Consider the following 16572-nt stretch of genomic DNA (forward strand, 5'->3'; position numbering starts at 1 on the left):
CTGCCGCTTGCGCCAGGTTGAGGTGATGTTCCACGTGGAACATTCCGCCCTCCGACGCCCGGCCTTGTCCGGGCGTCGCCGTTATGGGCCTTGCCGGGCGCGGGTGAATCGATGTTGATCCAGCGGCTCCGCCTGCAGGCCTTTCGCCGCTTCGATGCGGCGGAGATCGCCCTGCGTCCCGGTTTCAACCTGCTGACCGGGGACAACGGCAGCGGCAAGACCAGCGTGCTTGAGGCGCTGCATCTGCTGGCCCATGGCCGAAGCTTCCGTGGACGTGTTCGCGATGGCCTGATCCGCCAGGGGGAATCCGCCCTGAGCGCCTACGTGGAGTGGGAGGCCGGCGCGCGCATGCACCGAGCCGGGCTGCGCCACGCCGGTGGCAGTTGGGAAGCCAGGTTGGATGGCGAGGACGTGCGCCAGCTGGGACAGCTGTGCGCGGCGCTGGCGGTGATCACCTTCGAGCCGGGCAGCCACGCGCTGGTGGACGGAAGCAGCGAGGTGCGCAGGCGTTTTCTCGACTGGGGACTGTTCCACGTGGAACAGGGGTTCATGCCGCAGTGGCGGCGGTACGCGCGCGCACTCAAGCAGCGCAATGCGCTGCTGCGCCAGCCCGGCCACCCTTCGGCGCAGCTGGAGGCGTGGGAGCATGAGCTGGCCCAGTCCGGGGAGCAGCTGACCCAGTTGCGGGAGGACTACGTGGCCGCGCTGCAACCTGCGCTGTCCCGGCTGCTGCCGGATCTCCTGCCGGCAGCAGGCGACGTGGTGCTGACGCTGCACCCGGGATGGAGGCGGCAGGAGCTCGCCCTCGCAGATGCATTGCTGCTCGGGCGCGAGCGCGACGTCACCCTGGGATATACGTCGCAGGGACCGCATCGCGCGGATCTGCGGGTTTCCCTGCGCGATCTGCCGGGGCGCGAGGGGTTGTCCCGTGGCCAGACCAAGCAGTTGGCGCTGGCCCTGCTGCTGGGGCAGGCGGGGCATCTGGCTGCGGCGCAGGGCCACTGGCCGGCGCTGCAGCTGGACGATCTGGGCTCCGAGCTGGATCGCCACCATCAGCGCCGCGTGCTCGATGTCCTTGCAGCCAGCGGCGCGCAGGTATTGATCACGGGAACGGAGGCCCCGGCCGGGCTGGCTGCAGGCGACATTGATGTTGCGATGTTCCACGTGGAACATGGCCGCATCCGTGGACCCGGGGAATGAGGGCCCAAGTGTGCCCTGCTGGCCATGCCAATCGCACCGGAAGCGCAGGCACCCCGGGCATATCCGGGCTGCACGCCCCGGTCGGCTATACTGCGCATTCCTATAGCTAATGTGTCTTGGCGTATCCCTGGATACGTCACGGGAGTCGAACGCGTCGATGTCGCAGAACGAACAGACCCCGGGCGCCACGCCCGAAGCCACCCCGAATACCTCCTACGATTCCAGCAAGATCACCGTCCTGCGCGGGCTGGAAGCGGTGCGCAAGCGCCCCGGCATGTACATCGGCGACGTCCATGACGGCACCGGCCTGCACCACATGGTGTTCGAGGTGGTGGACAACTCGGTGGACGAGGCGCTGGCGGGCCATGCCGACGACATCATCGTCACCATCCATGCCGACGGCTCGGTCAGCGTGTCGGACAATGGTCGCGGCATCCCGGTGGATATCCACAAGGAAGAGGGCGTGTCGGCGGCGGAGGTGATCCTCACCGTGCTGCACGCGGGCGGCAAGTTCGACGACAACAGCTACAAGGTGTCAGGTGGCCTCCACGGCGTGGGTGTGTCGGTGGTCAATGCGCTGTCCAGCAAGCTGACCCTAGACATCTGGCGCGATGGCGGCCACCACCAGCAGGAATACGCGCACGGCGAGCCCGTGTATCCGCTCAAGCGGATGGGCGACCAAGGGGACCGTCGCGGCGGCACCGTGTTGCGGTTCTGGCCCTCGGAGGAAACCTTCAGCGACACCGAATTCCACTACGAGATCCTGGCGCGTCGCCTGCGCGAGCTCAGCTTCCTCAACTCCGGGGTCAAGATCACCCTGGTCGACGAGCGCGAGGAAGGCCGTCGCGATGTATTCCAGTACGAAGGCGGCATCAAGAGCTTCGTCGAGCACCTGGCCCAGCTGAAGACCCCGCTGCATCCGAACGTGATTTCGGTGAGTGGCGAGCAGAACGGCATCGTCGTGGAAGTCGCCCTGCAGTGGACCGACGCCTACCAGGAGACGATGTTCTGCTTCACCAACAACATCCCCCAGAAGGACGGCGGTACCCATCTGCAGGGGTTCCGCTCGGCGCTGACCCGCACCCTGACCAACTACATCGAGCAGAGCGGCATCGCCAAGCAGGCCAAGGTGGCGCTGTCCGGCGACGACATGCGCGAGGGCATGATCGCGGTGCTGTCGGTGAAGGTGCCGGACCCCAGCTTCTCCAGCCAGACCAAGGAGAAGCTCGTCTCATCTGACGTGAGACCGGTCGTGGACAGTACGTTCGCCGCGCGCCTGGAGGAGTTCCTGCAGGAGCATCCGCACGAGGCCAAGGCCATCGCCGGCAAGATCGTCGACGCCGCCCGCGCCCGCGAGGCGGCGCGCAAGGCGCGCGACCTGACCCGCCGCAAGGGCGCGCTGGACATCGCCGGCCTGCCCGGCAAACTGGCCGACTGTTCGGAGAAGGATCCGGCGCTGTCGGAGCTGTTCATCGTCGAGGGTGACTCGGCCGGCGGCAGCGCCAAGCAGGGCCGCAACCGCAAGACCCAGGCGGTGCTGCCGCTGCGCGGCAAGATCCTCAACGTCGAGCGCGCGCGCTTCGACCGCATGCTGGCCTCGGCCGATGTCGGCACCCTGATCACCGCGCTGGGCACCGGCATCGGCAAGGACGAATACAACCCGGACAAGCTGCGCTACCACCGCGTCATCATCATGACCGACGCCGACGTGGACGGCAGCCACATCCGCACCCTGCTGCTGACTTTCTTCTACCGGCAGATGCCGGAGCTGATCGACCGCGGCCACATCTACATCGGCCTGCCGCCGCTGTACAAGATCAAGCAGGGCAAGAACGAGCTGTACCTGAAGGATGACGCCGCCCTCGACGCCTACCTCGCCGGTAGCGCGGTGGAGGGCGCCGGGCTGGTGCCGGCGGAGTCCGAGCCGGCGATCGAAGGCGCTGCGCTGGAAGGACTGCTGCTCGCCTACGCGCGGGCGAGGGAGGCCATCGCACGCAATGCCCACCGGTTCGACCCGGGCGTGCTGGAAGCGCTGATCGACTTCGTGCCGCTGGATGCCGCCTCGGTCGCCGCGCAGGGCGACCTGTCGGCGGCGCTGGAGTCGCTGGCAGGCCGCCTCAACCAGAGCGGCCTCGGCAAGCCTCGCTACAGTCTGCGCTGGCAGGCTGCGGAGGAAGGCCGGCCGGCAGCGCTGCTCGCCACCCGCAGCCACATGGGCGAGGAATTGACCCAGGTGCTGCCGCAGTCGCTGTTCGAACACGGCGAGTTGCGCCCGCTGCGCGAAGCCGCCGCCAAGCTGCACGGGCTGGTGCGCGACGGCGCGCGGATCGTCCGCGGTAGCAAGTCCCAGGCGATCGAGCGTTTTGCAGATGCGCAGGCCTGGCTGCTGGAGGAGGCGAAGAAGGGCCGCCAGATCCAGCGCTTCAAGGGCCTGGGCGAGATGAACCCGGAACAGCTGTGGGACACCACCGTGAACCCGGACACCCGCCGCCTGCTGCAGGTCAAGCTGGAGGATGCGGTGGCCGCGGACACCATCTTCAGCACCCTGATGGGCGACGTGGTGGAGCCGCGCCGGGAGTTCATCGAGGACAACGCGCTCAAGGTGGCCAACCTGGACGTCTGATATCGCCGGTTTGACGCCGCGTTCAGGCCTTGCGGCCTACAACGGCGTACCGCATCAGGACCGGAGACCGACATGAACGCCAAGGCTCTCGCATTGGGTGTCGCCGCCGCGCTGGCGCTGGCGGCCTGCGCCACCACCACCTCGCCGACCGGGCGCACCCAGTACGTGGGGGCCGTCTCGCAGGCGCAGCTGGACCAGCTCGGACTGCAGGCCTTCGATCAGGCCAAGGCCTCTACGCCGCTGAGCCGCGACGCGTCCCAGAACGCCTACGTGGGCTGCGTCGTGCGCGCGATCACCGCGCAGCTGCCGGCGCCCTGGAACGGCGTGCGCTGGGAGTACGCGCTGTTCGACAACAGCGAAGCCAACGCCTGGGCCCTGCCCGGCGGCAAGATCGGCGTCTACACAGGCATCTTCAAGGTCGCCACCACCCAGGACCAGCTGGCGGCGGTGATCGCCCATGAAATCGGCCACGTGACAGCACGCCACCATGACGAGCGCATCACCCGCCAGGTCTATGCCCAGACCGGGTTGGGCGTGGCCGGCGCGCTGGCCGGCTCGCGCTACGGCGAGGGTGCCCAGCAGACCACCGGCCAGCTGGGCGGTGCGCTGTTGCAGGGGGCGTTCCTGCTGCCGAATTCGCGGGTCCAGGAGTCCGAGGCGGATGTCGTGGGCCAGGAACTGATGGCAAAGGCCGGTTTCGATCCGGAGGCCGCCGTCCAGCTGTGGCGCAACATGGCCTCCGCCGGCGGTTCGCGACCGCCGCAATGGCTTTCCACCCACCCGGATCCCGCCTCCCGGCTGCGCGAGCTGCAGGCGCGCGCAGCCGGGTTGACGCCGGTCATGCAGGCGGCGCGCAGCAGCGGGCACACTCCCCGCTGTCGCTGACCTGGTGCATTCCGGCACAGGTCGGCGCCCCCGGTTTCTGCTACGTTTTCGCCCTTGGCCGCGCCTGTCGCGGCACCTTGCCATCGAGGAATGCCCCCATGTCGAAGTCCTACCGCCGCCCGCTCACTGTCGCCCTTTCCGCCGCCCTTGGCATGCTGGTGCTTGCGCCCGTCGTCCACGCCGGACCGCAATCGCAGACGATGAGCAAGCAGGAGGAGCGCGCGCGCCGTCGCGCCGAGCTTGGTCAGGGTCAGCAAAAGCAGGAAGAAGCCAAGCCCGCGCTGTACCCCAACGCCACCCGCCAGGCGCCGGAGGCCAAGGCATCGCCGAAGCTGATGAAGCACCTGCAGGAGCTGCAGTCGCGGTACGAGAAGGATGATTGGGCGGGGGTGATCGCCAAGGCCGAAGAGCTGGCGGCCATGCCGACCGCGAACGCCTACGAGAAGTCCTTCGCCTATTCGATGGCAGGCAATGCCGCCGCCAACATGGACGACCAGGCCAAGGCCGGCGAGTTCTTCGCCAAGGCGGTCGAGGCCAATGGCATGGACAACGATGGCCATTTCTCGACGATGTACAACCTTGCCATCATCCAGTTCAGCAACGAGCAGTACGCCGAGTCGCTGAAAACCATGGATCGCTTCCTGGCGGAGAGCAAGTCCGACAAGCCGGAGCACCTGGCATTCCGCGCCGGCGTGCTGGCCAACCTCGACCGGCACGACGAGGCCGCCGCGATCTACAAGGATCTGGTCGCCAAGAACCCGAACGACAAGCGCCTGCTGATGAACGCGGTCGCCGCCTTGCAGAACGGCGACAAATTCGACGAAGCCAACGTCCTGCTGGAGAGCGCCTACAAGCGGGGCATGCTCACCGAAAAGCGCGAACTGCGCGCGCTGTACATCGGTTACATGAACGCCCAGCGCTGGGACGACGCCAAGAAGGTCATCGACGACGGCGTGGCCAAGGGCATCCTGCAGCAGGATGCGGACCTGGCCCGCGATTACCAGATCCTCGCCCAGAACGCCTACATGGACGACAAGATCCCGCTGGCGATCGAGCTGTACAAGCTGGCCGCGCCGCTTGCGGCGGATGGTGAGGCCTACCTCAACCTCGCCAAGGTGCTGGATTACGCGGATCGCAAGGCGGAAGCGAAAGCCGCGGCCAAGCAGGCGCTCGAGAAAGGCATCAAGAAGCCGGAAGAAGCCAACCGCATCCTCGCGCGTTGAGACGCACAGCGCAGTTTTTGACCTACACCACAGGCAAGGCTTGGAACAAGCCGGGTCTACTGGTATAAACTACGGGATTCCTGCGGCCATCAGGCTGCACCGTAATCCGCCCAAGCCGTGACGGCCGGGGCCCTCCACACCAGAGCCGTGCGCATGACGGAAGATCTCGCCCACATCGAGAAGAATGACAACCGCGATGGCGTGAGCTGGCCGCGCATCGCCGGCTTCAGTTTCGCCATCGCTCTGCATGCCGCGGCCTTGCTGCTGCTGCTGGCGCCGCTGTCCCCGCCTGCCCAGGAGGTGGACAAGGACGATGTGGTGAGCGTCACCTTCATCGAGCCGCCGCCGCCACCGCCGCCGCCGCCGCCGCCGCCGCCGGAACAGCCCAAGCCGCTGACAACGCCGCCGAAGACGCTGTCGCCGCCGCGCCCGAGCCCGGTGCAGCCGCCGCCGGAAGATCCGCCGGTGGTGCTGAGCGAATCGCGTGCCGTCGACGTGGCAGCACCGCCGCCGTCGCCGCCGTCGCCGCCGGCCTCGGTACCGGACATCGGCTCCAGCGTCGACCCTTCCTCGCGAGCCATGAACCCGCCGAAATACCCGCCGGAAGAAATGCGGCGCGGCATCCAGGGCACCACCATCCTGATCGTGAGCATCGACGCCAGCGGCGGCGTGCTAGACGTCGAGGTGGAGAAGTCCAGCGGCAACCGCAACCTCGATCGCGCCGCGATCACCGCGGCCAAGCGCTGGCGCTTCAACCCGGAAGTGAAGAACGGCCAGAAGGTCGCCAGTCGCGTCCGGGTGCCAGTCGAATTCAAGATGTAACCGCTGTTCCGCACCACCCGTTCCACCGCAAAGCGTCACCTCTTTGAACAACTTCATCCACGACATCCAAGGGTAAGCGTATGTTGCAAGAAACTGCTGCCGCCGCACCTGCCGCCGCCGGAGGCAACAACGCCGCCGCTCTGCAGGCGATGGGCTTTGACCACCTCATCCAGAACTTCGACATTGTCGGCTGGATCGTGTTCCTGACCTTGAGCATCATGTCCGTGATGTCCTGGTACTGGATCATCATCAACTTCATCAAGAACATGCGCCTGCGTGGCCGTGCCGAACGCGTGGTCGCCACGTTCTGGGAAACCACCAACGCCCAGGACGCGATCCGCTACATGGAAGAACAGCCGAAGTCCGAGCCGTTCTCCAAGATCGCACTGGACGCCGCCCAGGCCGCCGCGCACCACCAGCGCCACGACGGTTCCAAGCTGGCCGAGTCGCTGAACCGCTCCGAGTTCGTCGATCGCGCCCTGCGCCAGGCCGTGACCCGCGAGTCGCTGAGCCTGGAAGCCGGCCTGACCGTGCTTGCCACCACCGGTTCGTCGGCCCCGTTCGTCGGCCTGCTCGGCACCGTGTGGGGCATCTACCACGCGCTGATCAAGATCGGCTCGTCGGGCGATGCATCGATCTCGGCGGTCGCCGGCCCGGTGGGCGAGGCGCTGATCATGACCGCGCTGGGCCTGTTCGTCGCGATTCCGGCGCTGCTGGCTTACAACGCCTTCGTGCGCTCGAACCGCATCACCAACAACCAGTTCGACACCTTCGCGCACGACCTGCATGACTTCTTCGCCACCGGCGCTCGCGTCGGCGACGCGGCCGGCAAGCGCTGATCGTTGGCCACTGGAACCTGACGGAGGCCCCTGACCATGGGAGCAAGTGTCGGTAACAAGGAAGACGGCGCGCCGATGGCCGAAATCAACGTCACGCCCCTGGTGGACGTGATGTTGGTGCTGCTGATCATCTTCATGATCACCACGCCGCTGATGAACCACAAGGTCAAGGTGCAGCTGCCGCAGGCGGTGGTCGAGAAGAAGGAAGAGAAGAAGCAGCAGATTCCACCGGTGACCATCACGGTGACCGAGGCGGGCGAGCTCTTCCTCAACGATGAGCCGGCGACCCGGCAGGCGATCGAAAGCCGCCTGTCGGTCGAGGCCCAGAAGACCCCGCAGCCGCCGGTGCAGATCCGTGGCGACAAAACCACCCCGTACCGGCTGATCAACGAAGTCGTGAAGGTCGCGCAGGCGCAGGGCATGGCCAAGGTCGGCTTCGTCACCACGCCGCCGAAGAAAGGGCAGTAAGGAGAACGCACGATGGCCTTTGCCAAAGCCAGCGCAGGTGCCATGGCGGACATCAACGTCACCCCGTTGATCGACGTGATGCTCGTGCTGCTGATCATCTTCATGGTGACCATGCCGATCCAGTCGGTGCCGGTGGACGTGGATCTGCCGCAGAAGACGGACAAGCCACCGGAAAACCCGAAGGAGCCGCCGGATCCGATTGAACTCCGGATCGACGCCTCGGGCCAGATCTACTGGAACAACTCGCCGGTCGCCGTTTCGGCGCTGGAGCGGATGATGGACGAAGAAGTCGCCCGCGATCCGACCAACCAGCCGGAGCTGCAGATCGACACCAACGAATCGGCGGAATACGGCGTGCTGGCGCAGGTGCTGGCGGCCGCAAAGAACGCCGACATGATCAAGATCGGGTTCGTCCAGAAGTAAGCATTCAGGCTCCGGCTTCCGGAGCACGTCGTGGATGACGAAACGCCGCCCTTGGGCGGCGTTTTTTTGTGCGTGGCGTGGCGTGGCCCAAGTCAGCCGCGCGACGACCCTGCGCAACCGGGATCCGCACTCCGGGCCGCGGTCGCGGCGTCCACGATCCGGCGATAGGCGCGCACGGTGGCATCCAGGCCGGCGTACAGCGCCTCGCCGATCAGCGCATGGCCGATGGAGACCTCGCGGACCTGCGGCACCGCCGCCAGGAACGGGCCAAGATTGGCCTGATTGAGGTCGTGGCCGGCATTGACTTGGAGGCCCGCCGATTGGGCCAGGCGCGCGGTGCCGGCGGCGGCCCGCAGCGCTGCGTCGGGATTGCCTGCGGCAAAAGCCTCGGCATAGGGACCGGTGTAAAGCTCCACCCGGTCCGCACCCACGACGGCCGCCTGCGCCACCGTGGGATCGCCGACATCGACGAACACGCTGACCCGGCAGCCCAGTGCCTTGAACGCGGCCACCAGCGGGTGCAGTGCGGCGCCATCGCGGGCGAAATCGAAGCCGTGGTCGGACGTCAGCTGGCCGTCGCTGTCCGGCACAAGGGTGACCTGCGCCGGACGCACGGCTTCACACAGGGCCAGCAGGCCGGGGTAGCCGGAGCGCGGCGGAGCGAATGGGTTGCCTTCGACATTGAACTCGACGCCGCGGGTGGCGCACAGCGCGCCCAGCGCATGCACGTCCGCGCTGCGGATGTGCCGTGCATCGGGGCGTGGATGCACGGTCAAGCCATGGGCGCCCGCATCGATGCAGGCCACGCCGGCAGCAAGGACGTCGGGCTCGCTGCCCCCGCGCGAGTTGCGCAGCACCGCGATCTTGTTGAGGTTGACGCTGAGCGCGGTCACGACGCGCCACCGGCGGCATCGCGCTCCTGCTTGCGCGCTTCGGCCAGTTCGCGCAGCCGCCGCAGTTCGGCCGGGTCGATCATCTGGGTGGCATCGCGATCGCTGCCGGCAACCCGCGCTTGGTACAGCCCGAACACCCAGGCGACGAACAGCACCAGCGCGGCGATCAGGCAGCCCGCCAGCACCGCCATCGAGGTGGTCAGGAAGGCAAGCGCCATCGCCGCGACGGCGAGGAGCAGGAACAGCCAGTGCATGCATGCGGCTCCGGGTGGGTACGCGCGCCAGTTTACGCCGCGCGGGCCCCCTACAGCAGCGGGGCGGTCAGCCGGGCCAGCGCCTCCGGCAGGCGCGCCGTGAGCAGCGGTCGCGGTCGATCCGGGCGCACCCGCGGGGCCGATGCGAACTCGCGTTCGACCAGTTGGGCCAGCTCGCCGGCAACTTCGCCATCATCGATCAGCAGCGACGACTCGAAGTTGAGGCGGAAGCTGCGATGGTCGAAGTTGGCGCTGCCGATGATCACCAGGCGGTCGTCCACCAGCAACGACTTGCTGTGCAGCATGCGCGGTCCGTATTCGTAGATCTTCACCCCGGCCGCAAGCAGGTCGTCGTAATAGGAGCGCACGCACCAGGTGACCAGCCGGCTGTCGCTCATCTTGGGCAGCAGCAGGCGCACGTCCAGCCCGGCCAGCGCGGCGGAGGTCAGCGCCATCATCGCCGCTTCGCCGGGAACGAAGTACGGCGTGGTCAGCCAGATCCGCCGGGTCGCCGCGTGGATGGCGCTGACGTAGGTGCGGTGGATCGCCTCCCAGGGTGAATCCGGGCCAGAAACCAGCAGCTGGGCGTGGATCGGGCCGGGTTGCGGGGTCGGCATGGCGCGCACCACGTCGCCGATGAAGTCCTTGCGCTCGGTGGCATAGGCCCAGTCCTCGACGAACACCTCCTGCAGCGAGCGCACGATGTCGCCTTCGACGCGCAGGTGCAGGTCGCGGTAGGCATCGTCGCGCAGGCGTTCGTCTTCCTCGTCGGTGATGTTGATGCCGCCAAGGAAGCCCACCCGGCCGTCGACCACCACGATCTTGCGGTGCGTGCGCAGGTTCAGCCACGGCCGCTTCCATGGCACCGACAGCCGCGCCGGATGGAACCAGGCCAGTTCGCCGCCGGCCTGAACCAGCGGGTCGAAGAAGCGCTGGCCGCACTGCATGGAACCGACCGCATCGACCAGCAGACGCACCTTGACGCCGGCGCGCGCACGCGCGACCAGCGCATCGCGCAGCGCCGTGCCGGTGCGGTCCGGGTTGTAGATGTAGTACTCCAGATGGACGTGGTCGCGCGCATGGGCGATGGCCTCCAGCAGCGCGGGATACTTGCTGCCGCCGTCGACCAGCAGGCGCACGTCGCGCGCGGTGCTGGGCGCAAGCCCGCTGGTGGCATGCGCCAGCGCACGCAGCTCCAAGCTTTCGTCGCCGGGGCCTTCGGCATCCGCCGGCAGGGCGGCGTGGTGGCGCTTGCGGCGGGCGCGGTGGCGGATGATCCGTTGAGGGCCGAGGATGTAGTAGATCGCGAAGCCGATGTAGGGCAGCGCCGCCAGGCTGATCAGCCAGCTCAGGGTCGCCACCGGCTCGCGCTTCTGCAGCACGATCCAACCGCCAAGCCAGAGCAGGTACAGTGCCCAGCCCGCGGTCAGCCAGGCGCGGATGTGGGGGATCGCCCACAACGCATCCCAGGCGTCGATCAGTGCGGCCACGGCGTTCTCCTGTGTCGCGGGGGATGCGACCGCCACAGGTTAGGCTGAGCGGATGGAGATTTCACCCGCCCCCCATCCCGACGACGACGCCCGCCGCGCGATGGCGCCACGCCGGGGACGCGGCGCGGCCTCGGCGCCCGCGGGCCGTTTCGAGAAGCGCGCGTTGCGTTACGACGACGACGGCTGGGGTTCCGTCTACGAGGCGCTGGAGGAGGCGCCCGCGTTGCGCACCCAGATCACCAGCGAGCGCGCGCGCAGCATCATCAGCCGCAACAGCTCGCCCGACGTCGGCTTCTCGCAGTCGGTCAATCCGTACCGCGGGTGTGAACACGGCTGCGTGTACTGTTTCGCCCGGCCCTCGCACGCCTACCTCGACCTGTCGCCGGGGCTGGACTTCGAAACCAGGTTGTTTGCCAAGGCGAATGCCGCGGAACTGCTGCGCGACGAGCTGGCCAGGCCCGGCTACGTGCCTGCGCCCATCGCGCTGGGCATCAACACCGATGGCTGGCAACCGCTGGAGCGGGCGCATGGCATCAGCCGCGCCTGCCTGGAGGTGCTGCTGCAGGCGCGCCATCCGCTCAGCATCGTCACCAAGGGCAGCGCGCTGCTGCGCGACCTGGACCTGCTGGCGGAACTGGCCACGCACGGACTGGTGAACGTGCACGTGTCGATCACCACCCTCGACAACGCGCTGTCGGCCAAGCTCGAACCACGCGCCGCCGCGCCGCATACGCGGCTGAAGCTGGTCGCCGCGCTGCGCGGGGCGGGCGTGCCGGCGGGTGTGCTGGTGGCGCCGGTGATTCCGGCGATCACCGACGAATACCTGGAACGCATCCTCGAGGCCGCGCGCGAGGCCGGTGCGCAGTCCGCCGGCTATGTGCTGCTGCGCTTGCCGCACGAGCTGAAGGAAATCTGGCGCGAGTGGCTGCAGCTGCACTATCCGGACCGGGCCGCGCACGTGATGAGCCTGGTCCGCCAGATGCGCGGCGGCAAGGACTACGACAGCGCGTTCGGGACACGCATGCGCGGCCAGGGCCCGTTCGCCGACCTGGTGGCGATGCGCTTCGCGAAGACGCGCAAGCGGCTGGGCTTCGGGGCGCTGCCGCCGCTGCGCACGGACCTGTTCGTTCCGCCGCGAAAGCCGTCGCGACAGGGCGAGCTGTTCTGAGCCGCGGTTGCCGCTCAGTCCCTCAGGATCTTCTCCAGCGGGCGGCCCTGCGCGAGCTCATCGACCAGCTTGTCCATCTGCCGGATCTTCCGCATCAGCGGGTGTTCGACCGTCTCCACCCGCACGCCGCAGACCGTGCCGGTGATGCGGTCCGCCGCGGCCGTGAACGCGGGCGCGTGCGCGAAGAACGTGGCCAGGTCCCGGTCGCCATCGCACTGCCGCCGCAGGCCCGCGGCGTCGTAACCGGTCAGCCAGCCCAGTACCCGGTCCAGTTCGGTCCGCGTGCGCCCCTTGGCGGCCACCTTCTTCAGGTACAGCGGGTAGAGGCTCGAGAAGCGGAGCGCGAACACCTTGTCCTGGCGTGCGGCAGCCCGCGTGGCGTTGTCGTTTGCCATGGCGGTCCGCTCAGCGCCCCGGCAGCGGGATCCGCTCCGCGTCGTCGCCGGGAATCAGCCCGAATGCGCCGCTGTCCCAGTCCTGCTTCGCCTGCTCGATGCGCTCCTTCGAACTGGACACGAAGTTCCACCACATGTGGCGCGGGCCATCCAGCGGTTCGCCGCCGAACAGCATCGCCTTGAGCGGGGTTTTAGCGCGCAGCAGGTGGCGGGTGCCGGGGTCGAGCACGACCAGATGCTTTTCCGGGAGATCCGCGCCGTCCAGTTGCGCCTGGCCTTCCAGCACGTAGAGCGCGCGCTCCGCCGCTTCCGCTTCGATCGGCAGCTCGGCCTCCGCTGACAGGTCCACGGCGACGTTGAAGGTGTCGGCGAACACCCGCACCGGCGATTCCATGCCGAAACCGCGCCCGGCGATCACCCGCAGCCGCGCGCCGGCGTGGTCCCGCCACGGCAGGGTGGCGGCTGCGTGGTGGTGGAATGACGGCACAGTCTCCTCGTGGGACTTCGGCAGCGCCACCCAGGTCTGCATGCCGTGCAGGTCGTGGCCGGCCGCGCGCGGATCGGGCGGGGTGCGTTCGGAATGGGCGATGCCGCGGCCGGCGGTCATCCAGTTGACGTCGCCGGGCAGGATGTCCTGCAGGCTGCCCAGGGTGTCGCGATGGCGCAGCGCGCCGGCCCACAGGTAGGTCACCGTGGCCAGGCCGATGTGCGGATGCGGGCGCACGTCGATACCGCGGCCGGGTTCGAACAGCGCCGGGCCCATGTGGTCGACGAACACGAACGGGCCCACGCTGCGCGCTTGCAGGGTGGGCACGGCGCGGCGTACCTGGAAACCGCCAAGGTCGTGTGTGCGCGGGGCGATCAACGTGGTCATGGCGTCCTCCTGACAACGTGCCCGTCCGGGTGGACGGGATCAACCGAAATGCGGCAGCAGCGGCCCATCCATCCACAGCCAGCGCGCCATCCACGCGCTGACCAGGGCAATCAGCACGGTCAGCGGCAGGCCCACGCGCAGGAAATCGCCGAACCGGTACTGGCCCGGGCGCAGGATCAGCAGGTTGCCGTGGTGGCCGATCGGCGTGAGGAAGGCGACCACCGCGCCCAGCGCGGTGCACACCACGAACGGCGCCGGCGGCAGGTCCAGCACCTGCGCGGTGGCGATCGAGATCGGTCCCAGCAGCGCGGTGGTGGCGGCATCGCTCATCACCTGGGTCAGCAGCGCGGCCAGCGAGAACATCACCAGCAGGATCGCCAGCGGCGGCCAGTGCGCGATGAAGTGCGACAGCCATTGCGCCAGCAGCGCGGCGGTGCCGGTCTGCTCCATCGCGATGCCCAGCGGGATCACGCCGGCGATCATCACGAAGATGCGCACGTCGATGCCGCGGTAGGCCTGCTCCACGTCGATGCAGCGGGCGGCCACCATCGCCACGGCGCCGAACAGGAAGGCCAGCGGCGGCGACAGCCATTCGGTGGCGGCGGCCAGGATGGTGGCGCCCAGGATCGCCAGCGCCAGCGGCGCGCGCAGCCGGCGCTTGGCCTCGCCCGCGAACGGCACCAGCATCAGGAAGCCGTGGTGCGCGGCCAGTTCGTTGAACCGCGCCGGCCGGCCCCACAGCACCAGCAGGTCGCCTTCGCGCAGGCGCGCATCGGACAGGCGGTCGGCCATCTGTTCGCCGCGCCGCCACAGCCCGGCGATCACGGTATGGAACTGCCGCGCGAAATCCAGCTCGCGGATGCTGCGTCCGATGAACTCCGAACCCGGCGCCACCACCGCCTGCACCAGCTGCGCCTTGCCGTCGCCGCCGGCCAGCCCGCCGAAGCGGGCCACGGCGTTGAGGTCCAAGCCTTCATCGTCGTGCAGCGACATCAGTTCGTCGGCCGCCGCCTCGACCAGCAGCAGGTCGCCGGCCAGCAGCGGGCTGTTGCTGCCGAGATCGTCGCGGCGCACGCCATCGCGCAGCCAGCCCAGCAGGCGGAAGCGTTCGCCCAGCGCCTTCTGCAGCTCGGCCAACGGGCGGGTGCACCAGTGGCCATCCTTCACCACCACCAGCTCGGTGCGGTAGCGGTCCAGGCGCAGGTAGTCGTCTTCGTTCTGTTCGCCGCTGCGCTTGGGCAGCAGCCAGCGGGTGAGCAGCATGTAGGCGGTGCCCACCAGCACCAGCGCGATGCCGATCGGGGTGATCGAGAAGATCCCGAGCCCTTCGCTGCCCGCGCGCTGCAACATGTCGTTGGCCAGCAGGAAGGCGGGCGCGCTGAACAGGGTCAGGGTGGTGCCCAGCGACGCCGCCAGCGACATCGGCATCAACAGCCGCGAGGCCGGCAACCGGCGGTTGCGCGCATGCCGAAGCAGCAGCGGCAGCATCATCGCGGTGACCATCACGTGGTGGGTGAACGAGGCCAGCAGCGCCACCAGCGGCATCACCACCGCGATGGTGCGCCATTCGTGCTCGCCCGAGGCGCGCTCCACCCAGCGGCCCAGGCGCTCGCTGATGCCGGTGGCCCCCAGCGCGCCGGAAATCACGAACACCGCGGCCACGATGATCGCCGGTTCGCTGGAGAACCCGGACAGCGCCTGCCGGCTGTCCAGCACCCCGGTCAGCACCAGCGCCAGCAGGATCAGCATGGCGGTGACGTCGACCCGCAGCCGTTCGCTGATGAACAGGTACAGCCCGCCGGCCAGGATCAGGCCGAACGCGAGCTGGGACCACAGGTGCGGATCAAGAGACATGGTTGCATTCTGCCGAAATCGCGGGAAGTTGCCGCATCACGCCGCGGAATGGCGAGCGCAGAAAGCATTCTGGGCGGGCGGCTGCCCGCCTGGCCCGGTCAGGCGACGCCGGCGTCGTGGCTGCGGTGATAGGCCTCCGCGGCTTCCACCTCCGCCTTCGAGCCGAGGAAGACCGGCACCCGCATGTGCAGGCCGGTCGGCTGCACCTCCAGCATCCGCGCCCGTCCGGTGCTGGCCGCACCGCCGGCCTGTTCGACCAGGAGACTCATCGGGTTGGCTTCGTACATCAGCCGCAGCTTGCCGCCCTTGGGCGCGCACTTGCTGTCCAGCGGATAGCTGAAGATGCCGCCGCGGGTGAGGATGCGGTGCACGTCGGCCACCATCGAGGCGATCCAGCGCATGTTGAAGTCCTTGCCGCGGGGGCCGTCCTTGCCGGCCAGCAGGTCGCCCACATAGCGCTGCATCGGCGGTTCCCAGAAGCGCTGGTTGGAGGCGTTGACCGCGAATTCCTTCGTCTCCTCGGGGATGCGCATGCCGCGGGTGGTCAGGATGAAGCTGCCGACCTCGCGGTCGAGGGTGAAGGCGTGGGTACCGTGGCCGACGGTCAACACCAGCGTGGTCTGCGGGCCGTACACGCAGTAGCCGGCTGCGACCTGCGCGGTGCCTGGCTGCAGGTAGTCTTCGTCGGCCGGCGTGGTCACGCCTTCCGGGCAGCGCAGCACCGAGAAGATGGTGCCCACCGAGACGTTGACGTCGATGTTGGAGCTGCCGTCCAGCGGATCGAACAGCAGCAGGAAATTGCCGCGCGGGTAGACGTCCGGGATCGGCATGCTGTGGTCCATCTCCTCCGAGGCAAGCCCGGCCAGGTGGCCGCCCCAGGCGTTGGCTTCCAGCAGCACGTCGTTGGCGATCACGTCCAGCTTCTTCTGCGCCTCGCCCTGGATGTTGCCGGTGCCTGCATCGCCGAGCACCCCGCCCAGCGCGCCCTTGCCCACCGCGATGGAGATGCGCTTGCAGGCGCGCGCCACCACTTCCACCAGCAGGCGCAGCTCCGCATTGACGCGGCCGGCCCGCTGTTCTTCGATCAGGAAGCGGGTGAGGGAGACGGAAGGTTGCGACACGGCCATGCCCTTGTGGGAAGACGGATGCCTATTGTCGCCC

Annotated in this window: 16 protein-coding genes; 9 read left to right on the forward strand and 7 right to left on the reverse strand. The window is 68.4% G+C overall.

Annotated elements, in window-relative coordinates; translation table 11 throughout:
* The first annotated feature begins 111 nt into the window (after nt 1–111).
* From recF to SPK54_RS06725, 8 genes are all read left to right on the forward strand, one after another.
* A complete protein-coding gene (gene recF, locus SPK54_RS06690; protein WP_330947144.1) occupies nt 112–1200 on the forward strand; it encodes a DNA replication/repair protein RecF in 1089 nt (362 codons plus the stop codon).
* Nucleotides 1201–1357: 157 nt separating this feature from the next.
* Nucleotides 1358–3823 carry a DNA topoisomerase (ATP-hydrolyzing) subunit B gene (gyrB, locus tag SPK54_RS06695; RefSeq protein ID WP_330947145.1) on the forward strand — a complete coding sequence of 822 codons (2466 nt, stop codon included), beginning with the start codon at nt 1358–1360 and terminating at the stop codon, nt 3821–3823.
* Between the two features lie 72 nt (nt 3824–3895).
* Nucleotides 3896–4708 (forward strand): M48 family metallopeptidase, encoded by an 813-nt coding sequence (locus SPK54_RS06700; RefSeq protein WP_330947146.1) that lies wholly within the window; start codon nt 3896–3898, stop codon nt 4706–4708.
* A gap of 98 nt (nt 4709–4806) precedes the next feature.
* Complete coding sequence (locus SPK54_RS06705) at nt 4807–5931, forward strand: hypothetical protein (RefSeq protein WP_330947147.1); 1125 nt, start codon at nt 4807–4809, stop codon at nt 5929–5931.
* A gap of 153 nt (nt 5932–6084) precedes the next feature.
* A complete protein-coding gene (locus tag SPK54_RS06710; protein ID WP_330947148.1) occupies nt 6085–6753 on the forward strand; it encodes an energy transducer TonB in 669 nt (222 codons plus the stop codon).
* Nucleotides 6754–6833: 80 nt separating this feature from the next.
* Nucleotides 6834–7592: a MotA/TolQ/ExbB proton channel family protein gene (locus SPK54_RS06715; protein ID WP_330947149.1), complete on the forward strand. Its 759-nt coding sequence runs from the start codon at nt 6834–6836 to the stop codon at nt 7590–7592.
* 36 nt (nt 7593–7628) lie between these two features.
* Entirely contained in the window at nt 7629–8060 is a 432-nt protein-coding gene (locus SPK54_RS06720) for a biopolymer transporter ExbD (RefSeq protein ID WP_330947150.1), read from the forward strand.
* Between the two features lie 12 nt (nt 8061–8072).
* Entirely contained in the window at nt 8073–8483 is a 411-nt protein-coding gene (locus SPK54_RS06725; RefSeq protein WP_190279735.1) for a biopolymer transporter ExbD, read from the forward strand.
* Between the two features lie 92 nt (nt 8484–8575).
* Here SPK54_RS06725 and SPK54_RS06730 read toward each other — a convergent pair whose 3' ends face one another.
* The 3 genes from SPK54_RS06730 to cls are packed head-to-tail and all read right to left on the reverse strand — an operon-like array spanning nt 8576 to nt 11120.
* Entirely contained in the window at nt 8576–9376 is an 801-nt protein-coding gene (locus SPK54_RS06730; RefSeq protein WP_330947151.1) for a pyridoxine 5'-phosphate synthase, read from the reverse strand.
* Entirely contained in the window at nt 9373–9630 is a 258-nt protein-coding gene (locus SPK54_RS06735) for a hypothetical protein (protein WP_330947152.1), read from the reverse strand. Before SPK54_RS06735 ends, SPK54_RS06730 begins: the two co-directional genes overlap by 4 nt.
* Before the next feature lie 50 nt (nt 9631–9680).
* Nucleotides 9681–11120, reverse strand: coding sequence for a cardiolipin synthase (gene cls / locus SPK54_RS06740; protein ID WP_330947153.1), 1440 nt, complete (start codon nt 11118–11120; stop codon nt 9681–9683).
* A gap of 52 nt (nt 11121–11172) precedes the next feature.
* Here cls and SPK54_RS06745 point away from each other — a divergent pair, with 52 nt between their 5' ends.
* A complete protein-coding gene (locus SPK54_RS06745) occupies nt 11173–12288 on the forward strand; it encodes a PA0069 family radical SAM protein (RefSeq protein WP_330947154.1) in 1116 nt (371 codons plus the stop codon).
* Between the two features lie 14 nt (nt 12289–12302).
* Here the strand turns inward: SPK54_RS06745 and SPK54_RS06750 are convergent, their stop codons facing one another.
* From SPK54_RS06750 to SPK54_RS06765, 4 genes are all read right to left on the reverse strand, one after another.
* On the reverse strand, nt 12303–12683 hold the full coding sequence (locus tag SPK54_RS06750) for a DUF2200 family protein (RefSeq protein ID WP_330947155.1): 381 nt from the start codon (nt 12681–12683) through the stop codon (nt 12303–12305).
* A 10-nt stretch (nt 12684–12693) separates the two neighbouring features.
* Complete coding sequence (locus SPK54_RS06755; protein ID WP_330947156.1) at nt 12694–13557, reverse strand: pirin family protein; 864 nt, start codon at nt 13555–13557, stop codon at nt 12694–12696.
* A 39-nt stretch (nt 13558–13596) separates the two neighbouring features.
* Nucleotides 13597–15411 (reverse strand): SLC13 family permease, encoded by a 1815-nt coding sequence (locus SPK54_RS06760; protein ID WP_330947157.1) that lies wholly within the window; start codon nt 15409–15411, stop codon nt 13597–13599.
* Nucleotides 15412–15509: 98 nt separating this feature from the next.
* A complete protein-coding gene (locus SPK54_RS06765; protein ID WP_330947158.1) occupies nt 15510–16532 on the reverse strand; it encodes a class 1 fructose-bisphosphatase in 1023 nt (340 codons plus the stop codon).
* Nucleotides 16533–16572 lie beyond the last annotated feature (40 nt).

It is taken from the genome of Thermomonas sp. LB-4 (assembly GCF_036409385.1).
Classification (GTDB): Bacteria; Pseudomonadota; Gammaproteobacteria; order Xanthomonadales; family Xanthomonadaceae; genus Thermomonas.